The following is a 19,901-nucleotide window of genomic DNA, read 5'->3' as shown; positions in this document are numbered from 1 at the left end:
GCCCACAGTGCATAAATTTGCAAGAAGTCCTGATGCTGGAACGCCTGCCCCGACCGCTTGCCCTGCTGGTGCTGGGCCTGTTCCTGCTGGCCTGCGCCTGGTGCTTTGCCGCCCCGCCCCAGGCCCCGAACGTCGTCAGCACGCAGGAATACACCGACCTGCAGCTGTTCCGCGACATCACCGCGCGGGTCGCCAGCGGCGCGCCCTATCACGAGGCGGCGGCAGAAACGCACCGCGCCCATGCCTATCCGCTGAGGCCCTTCGTCACCGTGCGCGAGCCGACGCTGTTCGTGCTGGCGGCGCGGCTGGGCTGGCCCATGATGCAGGCGCTGGCCTTTGGCCTGGTCGCCGGCGCGCTGATCGCCTGGGCGGCGGCGCTGCGCGCGCTGGTCAGCCCGGCGGAGCGCTGGGGCGCGCTGGCCGGGATCGCACTGGCCAGCCTGGCAATTGCCAATGTCGGGCTGCTGGCAGGGACCGAACCGTGGGTCGGCCTGCTGCTGTCGATCGCGCTGGCCTGCCGGCTGCGGGGCCTGCCCCGGGCCGAGCTCGCGGCGGTCGGCGCGGCGCTGCTGCTGCGCGAATTGGCGCTGCCCTATGCGCTGCTGGCCCTGGCCTTTGCCGCGCTGCGGCGCGAATGGCGCGTGGCCGGGCGCTGGCTGGCGCTGATCGGCCTGTTCGCCGCGTTCATGGCGGTCCACGCCTATTTCCAGCTGCAAACCGTGCGGCCGGGCGACATCGTTTCGCCGGGGTGGAGCGGCGGGCTGGGCCTGCGCGGGTTCCTGATGGGGGTAGCCTATACCTCGGTCTGGCAGGTGCTGCCGCAGCCGCTGGCGCTGCTGCTGGCGCTGCTGCCGGCGCTGGGCTGGATGGCGCTGGCCGGGCGCGGCGGACTGTTCGCGCAGCTGCTGCTGGGCGGCTATGCGCTGATGCTGATGCTGTTCGCGCGCAGCGACAATTTCTACTGGGGCTTTACCGTGATGCCGATGTGGTTTGCCGGCTATGCCCTGCTGCCGCGCGCCGGCGGCCAGCTGGTGCGGGCGATCCGCACCGGCTGAGCGCTCCCGCGACCTACAGACCGCCGAGCGGCCCCGGCTCGTTCGCGACGATCCCCAGCACGGCGGTCCAGGCCTGGACGTTCTGTTCCAGCTGCACCGGATCGACCTTGTCCAGCGTGTCGTCGGGCGTGTGGTGCAGGTCGAAATAACGGGTGCCGTCCTGGTCGAGGTCGATCACCGCCAGCTTCTGGCGCTCGATCATCGGTTCGACGTCGGTGCCGCCATTGGCCACGGTATTGCCGCGCACGATCCCCAGCGGCGCCAGAGCAGCGGCCACGCGGTCGGCCAGCGGGCGGTTCGCCTCGGCCAGGCGGAAGCGCACGCGCCACACCCGGTCGGCGCCGAAATCGCTTTCCATCGCCAGGGCGTGCGGCTGGTCGGCATGGGCGGCGGCATAGGCCTGCCCGCCGAACCCGCCCAGTTCCTCAGATCCCGCCCACAGCAGCCGCACCGTGCGCAGCGGCTGGCCCTGCGCGCGCAGGCGCAGCGCGGCATCGGTGATGATCGCGCAGCCCGAAGCATCGTCGATCGCCCCGGTGCCCAGATCCCAGCTGTCGAGATGGCAGCCGAGCAGGATCGCCGGCAGCGACGGATCGCGCCCCGGCACTTCGGCGATGACATTGCCCGACGGCAGGTTGGCCTGGGGCTTGCCGGTCAAGGTCAGGGCAAGCTGCATCGGCTTGCCGCTGCGGGCAACGCGGGCGATCAGATCGGCGTCCGGGTTGGACACTGCCCCGGCGGGGATCGCCGCCGCGCCCTTGGCAAAGTTGGTCACCCCGGTGTGCGGGTTGCGAACGTGGTCGGTCCCGATCGAGCGGATCACCACCGCCACCGCGCCCTTGGCCGCGGCCACGCTGGGCCCCTGCCGCCGCGCCTGGCCATAGGGGCCATAGCCCGAGCCGTCCTGGTTGGCGCGCATCGCGTGGTCGATGAAGGCGATCTTGCCCTTGAGCGCACCATCCGGCGCGGCCTGGAGCGCCTGGAACGAGGGGAAATAGACCAGTTCGCCGCTGATTCCGCCCGCCGGGGTCGGCGCGGAATTGCCCAGCGCGGTGATGTGCAGTGCCTGCGGGTAAGGCGCGGTCAGCCGGGCGGTTTCTTCGCCCCGGACCCAGCCCTGGATCGGGAAGGCTTCGCTGCGGACATTGGCCAGCCCCAGCGCCGACAGGCGGGCAACCGCCCAGTCGCGCGCGGCAGCCTCGCGCGGGGAGCCGGGCAGGCGCGGGCCGATCTCGGTCGTCAGGTCGGCCAGGATGCGCCAGGCGGTGGTTTGCGGTTCATCTGCCCGGGCGGCGGTGGACAGGACCAGGGCGGACAGGGCGGCGGCGCGCAGGAATGCAGTGTTCATCCCCCCGGCCTATTGCCCCACATGGGCCAAGGCAAGCGCCGCTGGTCGAAAAGACAAAGGGCCGGCGGGATCGCTCCCGCCGGCCCCTGTTCAGGTGCGGTCAGCCAGGCTTAGTAGCTGAACTTCACCGTCGCGCCCCAGGTGCGCGGTTCGCCCGCGAAGCCCTCGAACAGCTGGTTCGCAGTGCCCGCCAGGCCGGTCGAGGCCGGCGAAGCGACCGCGTTGAACGTCCCGCTGCCCTGTAGCGGCATGTCGGCGCCGATCATCTGGTACTTCTTGTTGAGCAGGTTCTGGCCCCACAGTTCCACGCCCCAACGCTTGTTCGGGCCGTAGATGCCGATGCGCCCGTTGAACAGGGCATAGGCGTCCTGGATCTTTTCCATGTCCAGGTCCGAACCGGTGTTGGTATCGCTCTGCATACGGGTGTCGAAATAGACCAGCCCGGTCAGGCCCGTGCTGCCGATGTCCGGGGTCCAGCTGACACCGGCGGTCATCACGTACTTGGGCGCGTTCGACACCGCACGGCCGGGCAGCTGGAACAGCACCGGGCTTAGCGGACGGCCAGCCGTACCGACGAGGTCCTTGGCATACTTGGTGTCGGCATAGGTGAAGCCCAGGTTGACACCGAAGTTGCGGGCCGGCTTCAGGAAGGCTTCGATTTCGAAGCCCTTCGAAGTCACGCCCGGCTTGAGCCGGTTGGCGGCGCAGGCACCCGTGGCGGCCGAACCATCGATATCAGCCCCGGCCAGGCTGTCCTTGCAGGCCTGGATGTTGGTGACTTCGAAGTTCACGCCGTTGTAGGTGTTCAGCTGGTAGTTGCTGTAGCGCTGGTAGAACGCGGCGACGTTCAGGTCGAACCCGCGCCCGTTGTACTTCACGCCCACTTCGAAGGCATCGACCTTTTCGCTGGCGAACTGCAGGTCGGTCGCTTCGGGCCGGGCATTGCCCGGGGTCAGCGCCGGACGCGCCAGCGTGGCGACGCAGGCCGCATTCTGGGCAGCCGAACCGCCAACAATGCTGCACGGACGATCCAATGCCGAATAGTCGAGGTTGAAGCCACCGGCCTTGTAGCCCTTCGAGGCCGAGCCATAGACCAGCAGGTCGTCGGTCGGCTTGTAGCTGAGCACCGCGGTGCCGGTCCACTGGCCTTCGCCAAAGTGGGTGCCGGCGCTGCCCTTGGGCAGCGACACCGCCGCGCCGTTGATCACGCAGGCGATCGAGGCGAGGCTCTGGAACGGGGTGGCCAGGATTGCCGGGCACAGCGAATTGGTGAAATTCGACTGCCCGGTCAGGTCCTTGGTTTCGTGCGTGTAACGCGCGCCCAGGGTCAGCTTCAGCTTGTCTTCGACCAGGTCGAAGGTGTTATGCGTGAAGAACGCATAGTTTTCGCTCTGCTGGAAGAAGTTGGCGCCGTTGTTGCCCGTGCCGTTGAGCCGCGCCGAACCGGTCAGCGTGGCCAGCCCCTGGAAGCCCGGCCAGCTGGTGACCGGCAGGTTCGAGCAGGTGGCCGAAGCCGGGTTGAGGTTGGCCGCCGAAAGCGCCGAAGCCGCCAGGCAGTTGGCATAGCGTTCGTAGTCCGCACCGTACTTGATGTCGTCGTCCACGAACAGCTTTTCGTTGGCGTAGTAGCCGCCGAACAGCCAGTTCAGGCGCCCGTCGAGCGCTTCGCCCTGAACGCGCAGTTCCTGGGTGAACAGGCGGAAGTGGCGGTCCAGGTCTTCGCGGCGCAGGATGTCCATCGCCTGGAAATCGCCGTCCTGGCCCTGCTGGTTCAGGTAGTTGCGATAGGCGGTGATCGCGGTCACGTTGATCTCGCCCAGCTTCCAGCTGAGTTCGCCCGAAACGCCCCAGTCCTTGCTGTCAGCGCGGTAGGGCACGCCCTTGGTCGTCGCGGTCTGGCGCAGCAGCAGCTCGCCATTGGTCGGGATCTGGTAGTTCGCGCCCAGCGCCTGCAGCAGCGGCAGCAGGGTGTTGGCCGAAGACACCGGGAACCCGTCGGTCCCGCGCGCCAGGCTGCGCACCGGCGACATCAGCACGCCGGCGCAGCAGTTTTCATCGTGTTCGCCGTAATCGGCGATCAGACGCAGCTTCATGTCGTCATTCGGCTGGAACAGCAGCTGGCCGCGCAGCAGGAAGCGGTTGCGGTCGTTGGGACGCGGTTCGCCCGGAGTGGCCTGCTTGAGGTAGCCGTCGCGCTTCATCCACACGCCGTCGAGGCGGGCGGCGATGGTTTCGCTCAGCGGAGCGTTCACCGCGCCATCGACGCGCCAGTAATCGTAGTTGCCATAGGTGGCCGAACCCTTGGCCTGGAAACCCGAGAGGTCCGGACCCTTGGTGACGATGTTGATCAGGCCCGCGGTGGAGTTGCGGCCGAACAGCGTGCCCTGCGGCCCGCGCAGCACTTCGACGCGTTCGATGTCGCCCAGTTCGGTCAGGCCGACGCCGGTGCGGCTGCGATAGACGCCGTCGATGAACAGGCCGACCGAGCTTTCGAGGCCGGCGTTTTCACCGACCGTGCCGATGCCGCGGATGCGCGCGGTGAAGTTCACTTCGCTGGTCGCGCCCGAGACGAGCAGCGACGGGGCAACCTGGTTGAGCGCGCGCACGTCGGTCGCGCCGGTCTTTTCCAGCGCTTCGCCGGTGACGGCCGAAACCGCGATCGGCACGTCCGACAGCACTTCGCTGCGGCGGGTGGCGGTGACGATGATTTCGTCCGCGTCGCCCGTTTCGACCACATCGGCCTGCGGTGCGGCATCCTGCGCCATGGCCGGAGCCCAGGCAAAAGCGGACGTTCCGGCAATGAACGCCGTAAGTAACTTGATTCGCATATCTTCCTCCCAAGGTTCAGGGGCTAAATGGGGGACCCCTCCTGGCCCGCTGCCCCAACCACAGCTTGAAGCGCGTGGAAAGGGGCCATGGCGCAATTTGTTCCGACTGTGGCACGGCTGCCACCCTTGCCAGGCTGGGCCAGCCCTGCCCCCTGCCCGCCCGCGCGCGTCGTGCTTGCCCCGGTGCGCGCCGCCCTGTAGAGGCGCGGCAAACCCGCAACTTGCATAACTTCAAGGACCGCCCATGGCCGCCCAGTACGCCTTCGTGATGAAGGACATGACCAAGACCTTCCCCGGTGCGCAAAAGCCGGTGCTCAGCAACATCAACCTGCAGTTCTACCAGGGTGCCAAGATCGGCATCGTCGGCCCGAACGGCGCGGGCAAATCGACCCTGATCAAGATCATGGCCGGGATCGACAAGGACTATACCGGCGAAGCCTGGCCGGGCGAGAACATCACTGTCGGCTACCTTGAACAGGAACCCGAGCTCGACCCCACCAAGACCGTGCTGGAAAACGTCAAGGACGGCGCGCGCGGCACGGCCGACATGGTTGAACGGTTCAACCAGATCGGCATGGAAATGGCCGAGGAAGACGCCGATTTCGACGCGCTCGGCGCCGAAATGGCAGAGCTTCAGGACAAGATCGACGCGGTCGACGGCTGGACGCTCGACAACCAGCTCGAAATCGCGATGGAAGCGCTGCGCTGCCCGCCGGGCGACTGGAGCGTGGAAAGCCTGTCGGGCGGTGAAAAGCGCCGCATCGCGCTGACCCGCCTGCTGATCCAGAAGCCCGACATCCTGCTGCTGGACGAACCGACCAACCACCTTGACGCCGAAAGCGTCGAATGGCTGGAAAACCACCTCAAGGACTATGCCGGCGCGGTGCTGATGATCACCCACGACCGCTACTTCCTCGACAACGTGGTCGGCTGGATTCTCGAACTCGATCGCGGCCGCTACTTCCCGTATGAAGGCAACTACTCGACCTACCTCGAGAAGAAGGCCAAGCGGCTTGAGCAGGAAGACCGCGAGGAAAGCGGCAAGCAGAAGGCGCTGCAGCGCGAACTGGAATGGATCCGCCAGACCCCGGCGGCCCGCCAGACCAAGTCGAAAGCGCGTATCCGCAAGTTCGAGGAACTGCAGAACGCACAGGACAACCGCCCCGTCGGCAAGGCCCAGATCGTCATCCAGGTGCCCGAGCGCCTGGGCGGCAAGGTGATCGAGGTGAAGAACATCTCGAAGGCCTACGGCGACAAGCTGCTGTTCGAAAACCTCTCGTTCATGCTGCCTCCGGGCGGGATCGTGGGCGTGATCGGCCCGAACGGCGCCGGCAAGTCGACCCTGTTCAAGATCATCACCGGCAAGGAAACGCCCGACAGCGGCACGATCGAGATCGGCCAGACGGTGCACCTGGGCTATGTCGACCAGAGCCGCGACCACCTCAACCCCAAGAACAACGTCTGGGAGGAAATCTCGGACGGGCTCGACTACATGAAGGTCAACGGCCAGGACATGTCGACCCGCGCCTATGTCGGCGCGTTCAACTTCAAGGGCGCCGACCAGCAGAAGAACGTCGGCAAACTGTCGGGCGGTGAACGCAACCGCGTCCACATGGCCAAGATGCTGAAGGAGGGTGGCAACGTCCTCCTGCTCGACGAACCGACCAACGACCTTGACGTCGAAACGCTTGCCGCGCTGGAAGACGCGATCGAAAATTTCGCCGGCTGCGCCGTGGTCATCAGCCACGACCGCTTCTTCCTTGACCGCCTGGCCACCCATATCCTGGCGTTCGAAGGCAACAGCCACGTCGAATGGTTCGAAGGCAACTTCGCCGCCTATGAGGAAGACAAGCGCCGCCGCCTGGGCGACGCTGCCGACCGCCCGACCGCGCTGGCCTACAAGAAGCTGACGCGTTAAGCCAAAGCGCCGCGAAGATGAACAAAAGGCTTACCGAGCCATTCACCTTCGCGACAGCGCGAATCGCCTAGCACTCCATCCAAGGTCGCCGCCGTTGGTGCGGCGCAGTGGATGGAGATGCGGCCATGGCCGTGAACAAGCTTGCAAAGACCGGCCGCCGCAGCGCCCTCGCGCTGGCCCTGGCGGCCATGGTGCTGCCGGGGATCGCCGCAGCGGCGGAACCGGGCGGCGAGGATCGCGGCGGCTGGCGCGGCCGCGGCGGCGAAGCGCGCGAGGCGCCCGGCAACATCGGCGCCAGCGGCTGGCAGCGCCCTGCCCCGCAGCCCATGCCCGAGCGCAGCTGGGCCGGTAACGGCAACGGGGATGGCGGCAACCGCGGCGGCTGGGCCCGGCCCGAAGCCGCGCCGCGCCCGGTCGCCGCACCCATTCCGGCACCGGCGCCGGTCGTGGCCCCGCCTCCCGGCGCGAACCTGGGCGACCGGGGACAGCGCGGCGGCTGGAACGGCCAGAGCGGCGGCGGCAATCGCGGCGGCTGGGATGGCGGCCGCACGGGCCGGGTCGATCCCGCTCCGGCCCCGGCGCCCGCCCCTGCCCCGCAGCAGCGCTGGAACGGCGCCCAGGACAATCGCGGCGGCGCGGGCTGGAACCGCCCGGCGGAAAATCGCAGCGGCTGGAGCGGCGGCAATCGCGACGGCAATCGCGACAACTACCGCACCCGCGACGGCAACCGCGAGCGCAGCCGCGATGGCGACCGCTGGCGCGGCAACGACTGGAACCGCGGCAACACCTGGAATGGCAACCGGGGGTGGAACGGCTCGCGCTATAGCTACAACCAGGACTACCGCCGCTGGGACAACCGCTGGCGCAGCAACAGCCGGTATGACTGGCACAGCTATCGCCGGGGCAACCCGCAGATCTACCGGCTGCAGCCCTACTATTCGCCCTATCGCGGTTATTCGTACCGCCGGCTGAGCATCGGGTTCTTCCTGGATTCGCTGTTCTTCAGCCAGAACTACTGGATCAACGATCCGTGGCAGTACCGCCTGCCCGATGTCTACGGCCCCTACCGCTGGGTGCGCTACTATGACGATGCGCTGCTGGTGAACATCTACAGCGGCGAAGTGGTGGACGTGATCAACGACTTCTTCTGGTAAGCCCTCACCCGACGAACAAGGCCCCCGCCAGCGCGGCGGGGGCCTTGCCTTTTTTGCGCTTCCCGGCCTGACCGGGTCAGGGCATCCACGGCGCCATGCGCCGCAGGGTGCCATCCTTGTCGAGGAACTGGTGCTTGAGCGCAGCGAGCACGTGCAGGATCATCAGCGCCAACATCAGCGTGGCGAACACTTCGTGCAATTCATGGAACATGCCGATGGTCGGCTTGTCGGAGCCAACCGGCATGGCCGGAAAGTCGAACAGGCCGAACATGCCCACCGCCTTGCCCTGGCTGGCGGATGAATGCAGCCCCCAGCCCGCCAGCGGCACTGCCAGCATGACGAAATAGAGCGCGGCATGGGTGACCCGCGACAGCGCCGCTTCCCATGCCTTCAGCGTTTCGACCAGCGGCGGCGCCTTGTGCACCAGCCGCCAGACGATGCGCAGCACCGTCAGCAGCAGGATGGCGATGCCCAGCGCCTTGTGATTGCCCATCAGGGCCATCCGGTCTTCCTTGGGCAGATCCTCGGCCATCCAGGCCAGGACATAGTTGGCGGCGATCGCCAGCGCGATCAGCCAATGCAGGACGACAGCGCCAAGCCCATAGCGGGCGGCCTGAATGTTATCGTTTGCCATGACGCGCGAAACTGGCGCAATCGCGCGCGGTCGGCAAGCGGCTTTTGCGCTTGCCCCGCGCGGCGCGCGCGGTAGTCAGGAAGCGACATGACTTCCAGCCCGCCCGCCTACCAACCGCTGCGCTATCCGCCCTGCCCCAACCCGGACAAACTGGCGCTGCTGCGCGCCGGCGCGCAAGTGCGCCGGCGGCTGGCAGCCGAACCGCTGGCCCAGAAGGTGCCGGTGGAAGCGGCGGAGATCTGGGCCATCCCCCAATTCGTCAGCCAGGATGAATGCGCCCGGCTGATCCAGCTGGTCGATGGATCGGCGCGGCCATCGGACCTGCTCGACCAGGGCAATGGCTATGAGGGGGCCTACCGCACCAGCTATTCCGGCGACGTCAACCGCAATGATCCCTTCGTGCAGATGATCGAACGCCGGATCGACGACACGCTGGGCCTGCCGCACGAATGCGGCGAGACGATCCAGGGCCAGCGCTATGACCCGGGCCAGGAATTTCGCGAACACATGGACTGGTTCTGGACCAAGGCGCCCTACTGGAAGCAGGAAGCCAAGCGCGGTGGGCAGCGCTGCTTTACCGCGATGATCTACCTCAACGATGTCGAGGAAGGCGGCGAAACCCACTTTCCCAACATCGGCGTGACCATCGCCCCGCAGCAGGGCGCGCTGATCGTGTGGAACAACGCCTGCCCGGACGGCTCGCTCAACCAGGACACGATCCACGCCGGGCGGCCGGTGGTGCGCGGCACCAAATATATCATCACCAAGTGGTATCGCACCCGCAGGTGGGGCTGACCGGTTGGTGAAGGGGCGCATCTCCTGGCGGCTGCTGCTGGCGGCACTGCTGCTGGCCCCGCTGCCCGCGCAAGCCGACGTTCGGCGCGCGCCCGCCGCCCAGGCCGCGATCAGCGACGAAGCTCGCCTGCTGGCGCTGTTCCGCGACGATCAGCGGCGCGAACAGGGGCTCGATCCACTGCAACTGCTGTACCAGGGGGCCGAAGTGCAGCCGGGCGAGCTGCGCCGGGTGTTCACTGATGAACAGCTGCGGCTGGGCCGCGCCTCGGCCCAGCAGAGCCTGGCCGCGCTGCGCCGGATCGACCGGCGGCGGCTAAATCCCGACCGGCAGATTTCCTATGACGTGTTCCTCGATGCCAAGCGCGAGCAGCTGGAGTGGTTTTCGCCCGACATGATCGCGCTGACCGCGGTTCGGCCGATGGATCATTTTGGCGGGCTGCAGGTGGAATTCCCCGCGATCATGGCGGCGGGCGGCGCGGTGCGTTACGCCAGCGAGGCGGATTACTGGCGCAACCTGGCCGTGCTGCGGATGGCCCCGGTGATGTTCGCCAATGCCGAATTGCGCTTTCGCCAGGGGCTGGACAGCGGCGTGGTCGACACGAAACTGACCACCCGCAACATGATCGCCCAGATCGACGCGCTGCTGGCCCAGCCGCTTGAGCAATCACCGCTCTATTCCCCCGTCGCCCAGTTCCCCGATGCCGTGCCGGAAGCGCACCGCGCCCAGCTGCGCAGCGCCTGGGCCGCCGCGCTGCAAGACGAGGTGCTGCCCGCCTATCGCCGCCTGCGCGCCTTCCTCAACGATGAATACCTGCCCGCCGCGCGCGAGGCGGTGGGCCTGTCGGCAATGAAGGGCGGCGCGGGGCTGTACCGCCGCCTGATCGAGAAAGAGACCACCCTGCCGCTGGAACCCGAAGCGGTCCACCGCCTCGGCCTGGCCGAAGTGGCGCGGATCCAGCGCGAGATGGAGCAGGTCAAGACGCAGCTGGGTTATTCGGGCGATCTCAAGAGCTTCTTCGAACATATTCGCAGCGATCCGCGCTATCATCCGCGCAGCACGCAGGACCTGGCCGATGGCTATGCTCGCGTTGCCCGGGCGGTGGCGCAGCAGGCCCCGCGCCTGTTCCTGCGCCTGCCGCGCACTCCGCTCGAAATCCAGCCCTACCCCGACTATCGCGGCCGCTATGACGCCGGGGGCAGTTATCACGAAGGCAGCGCCGACGGGATCCGCGCGGGCGTGTTCTTCTACAACACCTATGACCTGCCCAGCCGGTTCCTGACCGGGATCACCACGCTGTACCTGCACGAAGGCGCGCCGGGGCATCATTTCCAGATCAGCCTGGCGCAAGAGGACAAGAGCCTGCCCGATTTCCAGCGGTTCGGCGGCAACAACGCCTATGTCGAAGGCTGGGCGCTCTATGCCGAAACGCTCGGCCACGAAATGGGCCTCTATGCCGATCCGCTGCAGCACTGGGGCACGCTGGACGACGAGATGCTGCGGGCGATGCGGCTGGTGGTCGATACCGGAATCCATGCCAGGGGCTGGAGCCGCGAGGCGGCGATCGATTACATGCTGGCCAACAGCGGCATGGGCCGCAGCGACGCCACCGCCGAAGTGGAACGCTATATCGCCTGGCCGGCCCAGGCGCTGAGCTACAAGGTCGGCGCGCTGACGATCCAGCGGCTGCGGCGCAAGGCCGAAGCCGCACTGGGCGCGCGGTTCGACCTGCGCCAGTTCCACGCCCAGGTGCTGGGCAGCGGCGCACTGCCGCTGCCGGTGCTGGAAGCCAAGCTCAACCGCTGGATCGCGGCCGGCGGCGGGAGTTAAGCGAGCGCCTCGGCGATCAGCTTGCGGGTGTTGGCAATGCCGTACAGCGCGATGAAGCTGCCCATGCGCGGCCCCTGGCTGGAACCAAGCAGGGTTTCATACAGGCACTTGAACCAGTCACGCAGCTGCTCGAACCCGTAATGCGGGTCCTTGCCGATCTCGTAGACGATGTTCTGCAGTTCCTCGCCCGTGGCATCGTCGCTGGTCGCGGCCAGTTCCTCGTCCAGTGCGGTCAGGGCCAGAGCCTCGTTCGCATCGGGCTTGCGGCGGTGCAGCGTGGGGGCGATGAAATCGCGGTTGTAGGCGAGTGCGGCTTCGACCAGCACTTCCACTTCGGGATGAGCCTCGGGCGTCGCATCCTCGACATAGTTGGCGAGGTATGACCACACCTGGTCGCGGGTCGCATGGCGGCCCAGCACGCCGACCAGGTTGAGCAGCAGGCCGTAGGTCACCGGCAGCCGGTCACCCGCGCCGCCGTGGTAGCCGTTGGTGCGCAGCAGGTGCCAGGCCGGGTTGCCCAGCTGCTGCTCGATCGGCTGGCTGGCCAGCTTTTCGCGGAACTGCCAGTATTCATCGACCGCGCGCGGGATCACGCCGACATGGAGCTGCTTGGCGCTCTTGGGTTCGCGGAAGAGGTAGAGGCCCAGGCTTTCCTCGCTGCCATAGGTCAGCCACTGGTCGATAGTCAGGCCGTTGCCCTTGGACTTCGAGATCTTCTCGCCCTTCTCGTCGAGGAACAGCTCGTAGATCAGGCCTTCCGGGGCGCGGCCGCCGAGCACACGGGCGATCTTGCCGCTTTCGCGCACGGAATCGGTCAGGTCCTTGCCGCACATCTCGTAATCGACGCCCAGCGCGACCCAGCGCATCGCCCAGTCGACCTTCCACTGCAGCTTGGCATTGCCGCCCAGGATGCAGCTTTCGACCATTTCGCCGTGATCCTCGAAGCGGACGATCCCGGCTTCGGCGTCAACCACTTCGACCGGCACCTGCAGCACCTGGTGGGTCTTGGGGCTGACCGGCAGGACCGGCGAATAGGTCTTGCGGCGTTCCTCGCGCAGGGTCGGCAGCATCACGTCCATGATCGCGCCGAAATTGCGCAGCACGCCGCGCAGCGCATCGTCGAACCCGCCCGAATTGTAGCGATCGCTGGCCGAGACGAATTCATAGTCGAACCCGAAGCGGTCAAGGAATTCGCGCAGCATCGCGTTGTTGTGGTGCGCGAAGCTTTCGTACTTGTTGAAGGGATCGGGAATCCGGCTGAGCGGATGGCCCAGATAGGCCGTCAGCAGCCCCTGGTTGGGGATGTTGTCCGGCACCTTGCGCAGCCCGTCCATGTCATCGCTGAAGGCGACCAGCCGGGTCGGCGCGCCGCCGCTCAGCACGTCATAGGCGCGGCGCACCAGCGTGGTGCGCAGCACTTCCTGGAACGTGCCGATGTGCGGCAGGCCCGACGGACCATAGCCGGTTTCGAACAGCACGGGCTCACCCCCCGGTTTCCCGTCCGGGAAGCGCTTCAGCAGCTTGCGGGCTTCCTCGAAGGGCCAGGCCTTGGACACCTGGGCGGCGGCGTGAAGTTCAGCGTCGGTCATAGCCCCGCGCCTTTTCCCGATGTGGCGCGCCAAGGCAAGCAAAACCGCCGCCCCGCGCAGGGCGGGACGGCGGCATCATGCCCCCATGACGGGAAGAGCCGGGTTTGGCGCACTTGTGCTTCGGCGGGGCCGAAGCGGGCATCACCGGCCCACTCCCCCGGCCCGGCCACCCATAGGGTACCTTGAGCGGGTGGCCGGGCCGGGGGAGCGGGCCGGTGATGCTGCTGGAGAGACCGCTTAGCGCAGCAGCGACATCACGTTCTGCTGGCTCTGGTTGGCCTGGGCGATCATCGCGGTCGAGGCCTGGCTGAGGATCTGGGCCTTGGCCATCGCGGTCGTTTCGGCCGAATAGTCGGCATCGGCGATCCGGCTGCGGGCGTCCGACAGGTTGGTCGAATTGCTGGTCAGGTTGTTGACCACCGATTCCAGCCGGTTCTGCCCCGCACCGATCCCGGCGCGGCTGGCGTTGACGTCGGCCAGGGCCAGGTCGACATTCGAGATCGTCGTATCGGCCAGCGCAGCGGTGGTCACATCCAGCGCGGTCGCGTCGATGTTGGTGCCATCGATCGCCAGCGAGGTGAGCGTGATCGTTTCACCCGAATCCGCCCCGACCTGGATGTCGAAAGTCACGTCCGTGCCCGCCGTCTTGGAAAACAGCGCGTTGCCGTTGAACTTGGTGTTGGTCAGCACATCGTCGATCTGCTCGGTCAGCGCGGTGACTTCCGACTGCATGTAGGTGCGGTCCGAGGTCTGGTAGGTGCCCGAGGCCGACTGCACGGCCAGTTCGCGCACGCGCTGGAGCATGTTGGAAACTTCGTTCAGCGCCCCGTCCGCGGTCTGCGACAGCGAGATGCCGTCGTTCGCGTTACGGATGCCCTGGTTCATGCCGCGAACCTGCGCGGTCATGGTGGTGGAAATCGCCAGCCCCGCCGCGTCGTCCTTGGCGCCGTTGATGCGCTTGCCGGTCGACAGGCGCTCCATCGCGACGCCCAGCATCTTGTCAGCCGCGACCGAGGCGTTGGCCGCCCGGATGGCACTGATATTGGTGTTGATGACAGCCATTGTACTTCCCCTTCACAGTTGAGCGGGTGGGGCCGGTATGGGCCATGAACCGCTGCTGGGGGAAAGACCGGCAGGCGTCGGCAGATTTTAATCCGCATGGTTAACGGCGCGTTTGGAAATGCCCCAAATGCGCCGCCAAAGTGCTGATCTTGCGCTGTTTAAGGGAGGAGAAAATATTTTCGCGTCACAGCGGCTCGCGCGCCAGTTCGGCCCCGGCCGCGCCGGAATCGCTGCACTGGCGCAGGACGCGCGCCGCGCTGATCGTCCCGCCCCGCGCCGAAATGGCCAGTTCCTCCTGCTGCTCGGCGCCGTGATCGCCACAAGGATAGTTGACCACCCGGGCCGGCTTGGCCCCCAGCAAGGCGCGCCACGCCGCCGCCGGCAGGACCAGCGGCGCGCCGGGATTGGCCTTGCTCGACAGGGCGTGCAGCTTGCCGCTGGCCTTGGCTACCCCCACGGCGGCGAACTCGGTGTGGCCGCAGGGACCTGCGGCGACCTGGACCAGGAACTCGCTGGCCGTGCCATCACGGTCATAGTCGGCCAGCTTCATCACGCGCGGCCCCGGGCGGCGAGCCACTTCGGCCAGGAACGCGGGCGATGCGCCGTCCGCCGCGCGGTCGAAATCCTTCGGCGCCACCGGCCGCCACGGCATCGCCGCCAGCCCGTCCGTATTGTCGGCCGGAAGCTCGCTGAACAGCTGGCCCAGGTCCATCCGGTCCACTTCCTGCCCGCCGCGCTGGCGCACCAGCGCCAGCTTGCCCACTTCGCCATAGGCAAAGCCGGTGCACGGACAGGTGATCGCCGTTTCGACATCTTCCGGCCCGCAGATCGAACGCGGCTTGCCCTGCCAGACCAGCTGCCACGTTTCGGCCGCGCCGCCGATGGTCACGGCGCGCTGTTCGCGCAGGAACGTGCCCGGCGCCGCCAGCGCCGGGGCGGTGAGCGAGAGGGACAGGATCAGGGCGAGCGCGGGACGCAGCATGCAATTCTCCGAATTTGATCAGCACGCCCAGGCACATGAAAGGACATTCCCGCCCCGCCCGCAAGGGGGCTTGGCATCGCCGCGCCTTGCGCGCCGCGCCGCGCTGTATCACTGTGCCGGGCGGAGAGGAGCCCATAGTCCCATGTCGAAGCTGATCCCGTCCGGCGCCCTGCTGCTGGCGCTGGCCATGTCCACCCCGCTGGCCGCCAAGGATGCCCCCGCCCCTGCCCCGGCCTCCCTGTGGCATGGCGGACCGATCCTGACCATGGACGGCAACCGCCCGCAGACCGTGCAGGCCGTGGTCGAACGCGGCGGCAGGATCGTCTACGCCGGGACCGAAGCGCAGGCCCGCCGCATTGCCGGCAAGGACGCCGCCGACCACGACCTCAAGGGCGCGACCATGCTGCCCGGCTTCGTCGATGCCCATTCGCACTTCGCCATGGCGATGCAGGTTGCCAGCGGCGTGGACCTGGGCGATCCCGAGGCGCCGGTGCGCGACGTGGCCGAGGTGATTGCCGCGCTGAAAACAGGCATTGCCAAGCGCGGCATCCAGCCCGGCGGCTGGGTGGTGGCGTGGAACTATGACGAGGGCAAGCTGGCCGAAAAGCGCCACCTGACCCGCGCCGAGCTGGACACGCTGGGCGATTTCAAGGTGGTTCTGGTCCACTTCACCGGGCACGGCCTGGCGGTGAACAGCGCGGCGATGGCCGCCGCCGGGATCACCGAGGATACGCCCAACCCGCCGGGCGGCATCACCCTGCGCGACAGCGCGGGCAAGCTGACCGGGGTGTTCTTCGAAAACGCCGCCTATCCGGTCTACATGAAACTGCCGCAGCTCAGCCAGGAACAGAAACTGGCGGCAATGGACGCAGCCCAGCTGAAATATGCCAGCAATGGCTTCACCCATATGCAAGACGGCGCATCGAGCTGGCCCGACGTGCAGTTCCTGACCGGGGCGGCGGCGGCCAGCCGGCTCAAGCTGGACCTGGCGATGCTGCCGACCAGCCAGAACCTGCCCGCGCTGGACAAGCATCCCGAGCTGAAGTTCGGCAGCTATTCCGGCCACGTGAAGCTGCAGGGGATCAAGTTCGTGCTCGATGGCTCGCCCCAGGCACGCACGGCCTATTTCACCAAGGATTACCGGAACGGCGCCCCCGATGGCCACCACCCGTGGCACGGCACGTCGAACATGACCCAGGACCAGTTCAACGCTGAGGCAAAGCAGGTGCGCGCCAAGGGCTGGCAGCTGTTCGTCCACGCCAATGGCGATGCGGCGATCGACATGGCGGTGAAGGGCTTCGACGCCGCCGGGATCAAGGCCAGGGACAACGCCCGCCCGGTGGTGATCCATTCGCAGTTCCAGCGCCCGGACCAGCTGAAGGACTATGTCCGGATCGGGGTCGGCCCGGCCTATTTCAGCAACCACACCTATTACTTTGCCGATATCCACCGCAGCAATTTCCCGGCCGAAGTGGTCGATTTCATCAGCCCGTTCCAGTCGGCGCTGAAGGCCGGGCTGCACGCCTCGAACCATTCGGACGCGCCGGTCACCCCGCTTGGTCCCTTTACCCAGCTGTGGTCCAGCATGGCCCGCCAGTCGCTGACCGGCGTGGTCAGCGGAGCCGATCAGCGCCTGTCCGCCTGGCAGGGCCTGCAGATGCTGACCACCGGCCCCGCCTGGCAAGTGTTCGAGGAAGGCCGCAAGGGCCGGATCAAGGCCGGGCTGCTGGCCGACTTCGTGGTGATCGACAAGAACCCGCTGACCACGCCGGTGGGCCAGATCCGCGGCATCAAGGTACTGCGGACGGTGAAGGAAGGGCAAACCGTGTGGGCGCGCGGGCAATAGGCTGATGGACGGCCTGCCCTCCGGCCTGTTGCCGCAGATCCTGCCGCCGCAGTTCGAGGCTGCTCTGCGCGCGCAATTGCTGCCGGGCGAACGCGTGCTGTGGCGCGCCCAGCCCCGCCCGAGCCGGCAGTGGATGGTGTTCCTGATCTGGCTGTTCGCGATCCCGTGGACCGCGTTTGCGGTGGGCTGGACCTGGCTGGCCAGCCTCCCGCTGCGCAGCGGGGCGGAAACCGGGGTGTTCGGCTGGCTGTTCCCGATGTTCGGGGTGCCGTTCATCCTGATCGGGCTGGGCATGCTGGCCACGCCCTTCCGCCTGCTGCTACGCGCGCGCAGCACCGTCTATGCCCTGACCGACGCGCGCGTGCTCCGGCTCTACGCGGGCAAATCATCGCGCGTTGAAACCCTGCCGATCGAACAGGTCGGCCAGATCACCGCCCAGCACGGCGCGGATGGCTATGGCCGCCTGACCATCGCCACCACCCAGTTCATCGACCGCGGCCGCGACCACCGCACCAACGCCTTCACCCTGCTCGGCGTGCCGGATTCGGCCCGGCTGGAACGCCTGCTGCTGGAAGCGGTGCGGGCCAGGAAAGCGGCGGAGAGCGAGGGGGGATAGCTCCTTGTTGCGTCACCCCGGGCTTGACCCAGGGCCAGGCTTTTCTTCTGCAAGCTATCGGCGAACGGTAACGTCGCAAGGAACAGCTGGACCCCGGATCAAGTCCGGGGTGACGGGGTTTTAGTGCGGCAATGTTGGGTTTATTGTCAGAACAACCAATTCGTTTCCCCCCACCGTCACCCCGGGCTTGACCCGGGGTCCAGCTTGCCTTTTCCTCGCGCCATGGAGCGAAGCAGAACCGGCGGCTGGGTCTACATCATGGCCAACCGCTATCGCGGCACCATCTATGTCGGCGTGACGGCAGACCTGCCCGCCCGGATCGAACAGCACCGCCAGGGCACCGGCTCTGATTTTTGCGCGCGGCACCAGTTGGACCGGCTGGTCTGGGCCGAGGTCGGCGACAGGATCGAGGACTGCATCGCCCATGAAAAACGGCTCAAGCGCTGGCGCCGCGAGTGGAAGTTCGAATTGATCGAACGCGCGAACCCGGACTGGGCGGATCTTTATGAGCAGCTCGCCTGAACGGGCGTCGCGCTGGAAGAACAGCTGGACCCCGGGTCAAGCCCGGGGTGACGAGGTAATCTGAATCTCCCCACCGTCACCCCGGGCTTGACCCGGGGTCCAGCTTAGCTTCGGCGGTCAACACCGCCGCGCCGGAATGCCCCCTACCTCTCCCGCAAAATCTCCTCGGCCCCCGGCTTGTAGGCGCGAATTTCGGCTTTGCTCAGGCCGCTGATCTCATGCGGGAAGACCAGCCAGTCCTCGGTTTCGTGGACGTAGAAATCGGGCTTCAGCGCGGTCTTGTTGCGGCTGGGTTTGTAATAGACCGTGGCGATCTTCACCGTTTGCGGCATGTTGGCGCGGCAGCGGGCTTTAAGCTCGCGCAGGAAGGCTTCGATCGAGCGGCCGGAGTCGAACACGTCGTCGATCACCAGCAGGCGGTCATCGGGGCTGAGCGTGTCGACGAGGTAGCCCAGCGCATAGACCCGCACTTCCTTCTGCTGGTCGATCCCGGCATAGCTGCTGGTGCGGATCGCGATGTGGTCGGCCTCGATCCCATTGTATTCGAGCAGTTCCTGCACCGCGATGCCGATCGGCGCGCCGCCGCGCCACACGCCGACGATGTGCGTGGGGCGAAACCCCGCATCGATGATCCGGTTGGCGAGGCGGTAGCTGTCGATCAGCAGCGCGTCGGCGGAAAGCCAGGTCTTGGCCACGCTCATCGCGCGGCCTCGCGCAGGGCGGCCAGATGGCGGGCAACATCGTCGGGCGGCAGGAACGACCCGGTAAAGCTGTTTTCCGCCAGCTGGACGATCTGCGCCGCCGACAGACCCAGCGCCGCCGTGACCGCGCGGTAGTTGTCGTTGACGTAGCCGCCGAAATAGGCCGGATCGTCGGAATTGATCGTCGCTTTCAGGCCCTGCTCCAGCATCCGCGCCACCGGGCTATGCGCCATGTCGGCGATCACGCAGAGCCGCAGGTTGGACAGCGGGCAGACGGTGAGGGTCAGCCCCGCGTCGGCAATGCGGCGGACCAGCGCGGGGTCTTCCAGCGCGCGGTTGCCGTGGTCGATCCGCTCGACCTGCAGCAGGTCCAGCGCCTCGGACACATATTCGCTCGGCCCTTCCTCACCGGCGTGGGCGACGACATGCAGCCCCAGCTCGCGCGCCCGGGCGAAGACCCGGGCGAACTTGGCGGGCGGGTGGCCCAGCTCGGACGAATCGAGCCCGACGCCGTGGATGCGGGGCAGGTGCGGCATGGCTTCGTCGAGCGCGGTGAAGGCGTCCTCCTCGCTCAGGTGGCGCAGGAAGCACATGATCAACCGGTAGGTGATGCCCAGCTCGCGCTCGCCCGCTTTGAGCGCGCGCTCGATCCCGCTCAGCACCGTGTCGAACGCGACGCCGCGCATGGTGTGTCCCTGGGGGTCGAAAAAGATCTCGACATGGCGGACCTGGTCGCTTTTCGCGCGCTCAAGGTAGGCCCAGGTGAGGTCGAAAAAGTCCTGCTCGTTCCGCAGCACCGCCATGCCCTGGTAATAAATATCCAGGAAATCCTGCAGGTTGGAAAACCGGTAAGCCGCCCGCACCTCCTCCACCGTCCGGAACGGAATTTCCACCCCGTTCCGCCCGGCGAGTTCAAACAACAGCTCCGGCTCCAGCGATCCTTCGATGTGCAGGTGCAGTTCCGCCTTGGGCAGCCGGGCGATCAGGGATTCGAGTTCGGGGGTCAGCATTTGGGCAGGCTGG

Annotated in this window: 16 protein-coding genes; 8 read left to right on the top strand and 8 right to left on the bottom strand. The window is 67.1% G+C overall.

Translation table 11 applies throughout. The annotated features are described in order from the left end of the window. Positions 1-32: 32 nt before the first annotated feature. The gene (locus ACE3N9_RS10450; RefSeq protein ID WP_374283576.1) at positions 33-1,055 is read left to right on the top strand and encodes a hypothetical protein; all 1,023 of its coding nucleotides are present in this window, start codon (positions 33-35) and stop codon (positions 1,053-1,055) included. Between the two features lie 13 nt (positions 1,056-1,068). Here ACE3N9_RS10450 and ACE3N9_RS10445 read toward each other — a convergent pair whose 3' ends face one another. Beyond that, positions 1,069-2,403 carry a M28 family peptidase gene (locus ACE3N9_RS10445; protein WP_374283574.1) on the bottom strand — a complete coding sequence of 445 codons (1,335 nt, stop codon included), beginning with the start codon at positions 2,401-2,403 and terminating at the stop codon, positions 1,069-1,071. A 110-nt stretch (positions 2,404-2,513) separates the two neighbouring features. Further along, complete coding sequence (locus tag ACE3N9_RS10440) at positions 2,514-5,168, bottom strand: TonB-dependent receptor (protein ID WP_374283572.1); 2,655 nt, start codon at positions 5,166-5,168, stop codon at positions 2,514-2,516. Positions 5,169-5,475: 307 nt separating this feature from the next. Between ACE3N9_RS10440 and ettA the strand changes: the two genes are divergently transcribed. Together ettA and ACE3N9_RS10430 are read left to right on the top strand one after the other, a co-directional pair. Then, the gene (gene ettA / locus ACE3N9_RS10435) at positions 5,476-7,149 is read left to right on the top strand and encodes an energy-dependent translational throttle protein EttA (RefSeq protein WP_374283569.1); all 1,674 of its coding nucleotides are present in this window, start codon (positions 5,476-5,478) and stop codon (positions 7,147-7,149) included. 131 nt (positions 7,150-7,280) lie between these two features. Next, positions 7,281-8,303, top strand: coding sequence for an RcnB family protein (locus tag ACE3N9_RS10430; RefSeq protein ID WP_374283567.1), 1,023 nt, complete (start codon positions 7,281-7,283; stop codon positions 8,301-8,303). A gap of 76 nt (positions 8,304-8,379) precedes the next feature. On the opposite strand, the gene ACE3N9_RS10425 is transcribed toward ACE3N9_RS10430, so the two are convergent. Beyond that, a complete protein-coding gene (locus ACE3N9_RS10425; RefSeq protein WP_374283565.1) occupies positions 8,380-8,937 on the bottom strand; it encodes a cytochrome b in 558 nt (185 codons plus the stop codon). 87 nt (positions 8,938-9,024) lie between these two features. On the opposite strand from ACE3N9_RS10425, the gene ACE3N9_RS10420 reads away from it, so the two are divergent. Further along, a complete protein-coding gene (locus ACE3N9_RS10420) occupies positions 9,025-9,732 on the top strand; it encodes a prolyl hydroxylase family protein (protein WP_374283563.1) in 708 nt (235 codons plus the stop codon). A 7-nt stretch (positions 9,733-9,739) separates the two neighbouring features. Continuing rightward, entirely contained in the window at positions 9,740-11,560 is a 1,821-nt protein-coding gene (locus ACE3N9_RS10415) for a DUF885 family protein (RefSeq protein ID WP_374283561.1), read from the top strand. Here the strand turns inward: ACE3N9_RS10415 and ACE3N9_RS10410 are convergent. The 3 genes from ACE3N9_RS10410 to ACE3N9_RS10400 all read right to left on the bottom strand — a co-directional run bounded on the left by ACE3N9_RS10410 (position 11,557) and on the right by ACE3N9_RS10400 (position 15,193). Continuing rightward, positions 11,557-13,149, bottom strand: a complete 1,593-nt coding sequence (locus ACE3N9_RS10410) for a lysine--tRNA ligase (protein WP_374283558.1) — start codon at positions 13,147-13,149, stop codon at positions 11,557-11,559. The two genes, ACE3N9_RS10415 and ACE3N9_RS10410, sit on opposite strands and share 4 nt — an antisense overlap. A gap of 237 nt (positions 13,150-13,386) precedes the next feature. Continuing rightward, on the bottom strand, positions 13,387-14,211 hold the full coding sequence (locus tag ACE3N9_RS10405) for a flagellin (RefSeq protein WP_374283556.1): 825 nt from the start codon (positions 14,209-14,211) through the stop codon (positions 13,387-13,389). Between the two features lie 184 nt (positions 14,212-14,395). Beyond that, a complete protein-coding gene (locus tag ACE3N9_RS10400; RefSeq protein ID WP_374283554.1) occupies positions 14,396-15,193 on the bottom strand; it encodes a hypothetical protein in 798 nt (265 codons plus the stop codon). 142 nt (positions 15,194-15,335) lie between these two features. On the opposite strand from ACE3N9_RS10400, the gene ACE3N9_RS10395 reads away from it, so the two are divergent. The 3 genes from ACE3N9_RS10395 to ACE3N9_RS10385 all read left to right on the top strand — a co-directional run bounded on the left by ACE3N9_RS10395 (position 15,336) and on the right by ACE3N9_RS10385 (position 18,177). After that, positions 15,336-17,039: an amidohydrolase gene (locus tag ACE3N9_RS10395; RefSeq protein WP_374283553.1), complete on the top strand. Its 1,704-nt coding sequence runs from the start codon at positions 15,336-15,338 to the stop codon at positions 17,037-17,039. A gap of 4 nt (positions 17,040-17,043) precedes the next feature. Beyond that, entirely contained in the window at positions 17,044-17,655 is a 612-nt protein-coding gene (locus tag ACE3N9_RS10390; RefSeq protein ID WP_374283551.1) for a hypothetical protein, read from the top strand. A 222-nt stretch (positions 17,656-17,877) separates the two neighbouring features. Continuing rightward, positions 17,878-18,177, top strand: coding sequence for a GIY-YIG nuclease family protein (locus ACE3N9_RS10385; RefSeq protein ID WP_374283549.1), 300 nt, complete (start codon positions 17,878-17,880; stop codon positions 18,175-18,177). Positions 18,178-18,320: 143 nt separating this feature from the next. Here the strand turns inward: ACE3N9_RS10385 and ACE3N9_RS10380 are convergent, their stop codons facing one another. Together ACE3N9_RS10380 and ACE3N9_RS10375 are read right to left on the bottom strand one after the other, a co-directional pair. Next, complete coding sequence (locus ACE3N9_RS10380; RefSeq protein WP_374283547.1) at positions 18,321-18,878, bottom strand: phosphoribosyltransferase; 558 nt, start codon at positions 18,876-18,878, stop codon at positions 18,321-18,323. Then, positions 18,875-19,888, bottom strand: coding sequence for an adenosine deaminase (locus tag ACE3N9_RS10375; protein ID WP_374283545.1), 1,014 nt, complete (start codon positions 19,886-19,888; stop codon positions 18,875-18,877). The genes ACE3N9_RS10380 and ACE3N9_RS10375 overlap by 4 nt, the downstream gene beginning before the upstream one ends. Positions 19,889-19,901: the final 13 nt, after the last annotated feature.

Source organism: Novosphingobium sp. (assembly GCF_041905565.1).
Taxonomy (GTDB): Bacteria; Pseudomonadota; Alphaproteobacteria; order Sphingomonadales; family Sphingomonadaceae; genus Novosphingobium.
This window is presented reverse-complemented; position numbering and strand designations above follow the sequence as displayed.

Coding starts and splice junctions, on each gene's coding strand:
- ACE3N9_RS10375 (WP_374283545.1), bottom strand. CDS start 19,888: ATGCTGACCCCCGAACTCGAATCCCTGATCGCCCGGCTGCCCAAGGCG.
- ACE3N9_RS10390 (WP_374283551.1), top strand. CDS start 17,044: ATGGACGGCCTGCCCTCCGGCCTGTTGCCGCAGATCCTGCCGCCGCAG.
- ACE3N9_RS10450 (WP_374283576.1), top strand. CDS start 33: ATGCTGGAACGCCTGCCCCGACCGCTTGCCCTGCTGGTGCTGGGCCTG.
- ACE3N9_RS10425 (WP_374283565.1), bottom strand. CDS start 8,937: ATGGCAAACGATAACATTCAGGCCGCCCGCTATGGGCTTGGCGCTGTC.
- ACE3N9_RS10385 (WP_374283549.1), top strand. CDS start 17,878: ATGGAGCGAAGCAGAACCGGCGGCTGGGTCTACATCATGGCCAACCGC.
- ACE3N9_RS10420 (WP_374283563.1), top strand. CDS start 9,025: ATGACTTCCAGCCCGCCCGCCTACCAACCGCTGCGCTATCCGCCCTGC.
- ACE3N9_RS10380 (WP_374283547.1), bottom strand. CDS start 18,878: ATGAGCGTGGCCAAGACCTGGCTTTCCGCCGACGCGCTGCTGATCGAC.
- ACE3N9_RS10405 (WP_374283556.1), bottom strand. CDS start 14,211: ATGGCTGTCATCAACACCAATATCAGTGCCATCCGGGCGGCCAACGCC.
- ACE3N9_RS10440 (WP_374283572.1), bottom strand. CDS start 5,168: ATGGCGCAGGATGCCGCACCGCAGGCCGATGTGGTCGAAACGGGCGAC.
- ACE3N9_RS10395 (WP_374283553.1), top strand. CDS start 15,336: ATGTCGAAGCTGATCCCGTCCGGCGCCCTGCTGCTGGCGCTGGCCATG.
- ACE3N9_RS10400 (WP_374283554.1), bottom strand. CDS start 15,193: ATGCTGCGTCCCGCGCTCGCCCTGATCCTGTCCCTCTCGCTCACCGCC.
- ACE3N9_RS10410 (WP_374283558.1), bottom strand. CDS start 13,149: ATGACCGACGCTGAACTTCACGCCGCCGCCCAGGTGTCCAAGGCCTGG.
- ACE3N9_RS10445 (WP_374283574.1), bottom strand. CDS start 2,403: ATGAACACTGCATTCCTGCGCGCCGCCGCCCTGTCCGCCCTGGTCCTG.
- ettA (WP_374283569.1), top strand. CDS start 5,476: ATGGCCGCCCAGTACGCCTTCGTGATGAAGGACATGACCAAGACCTTC.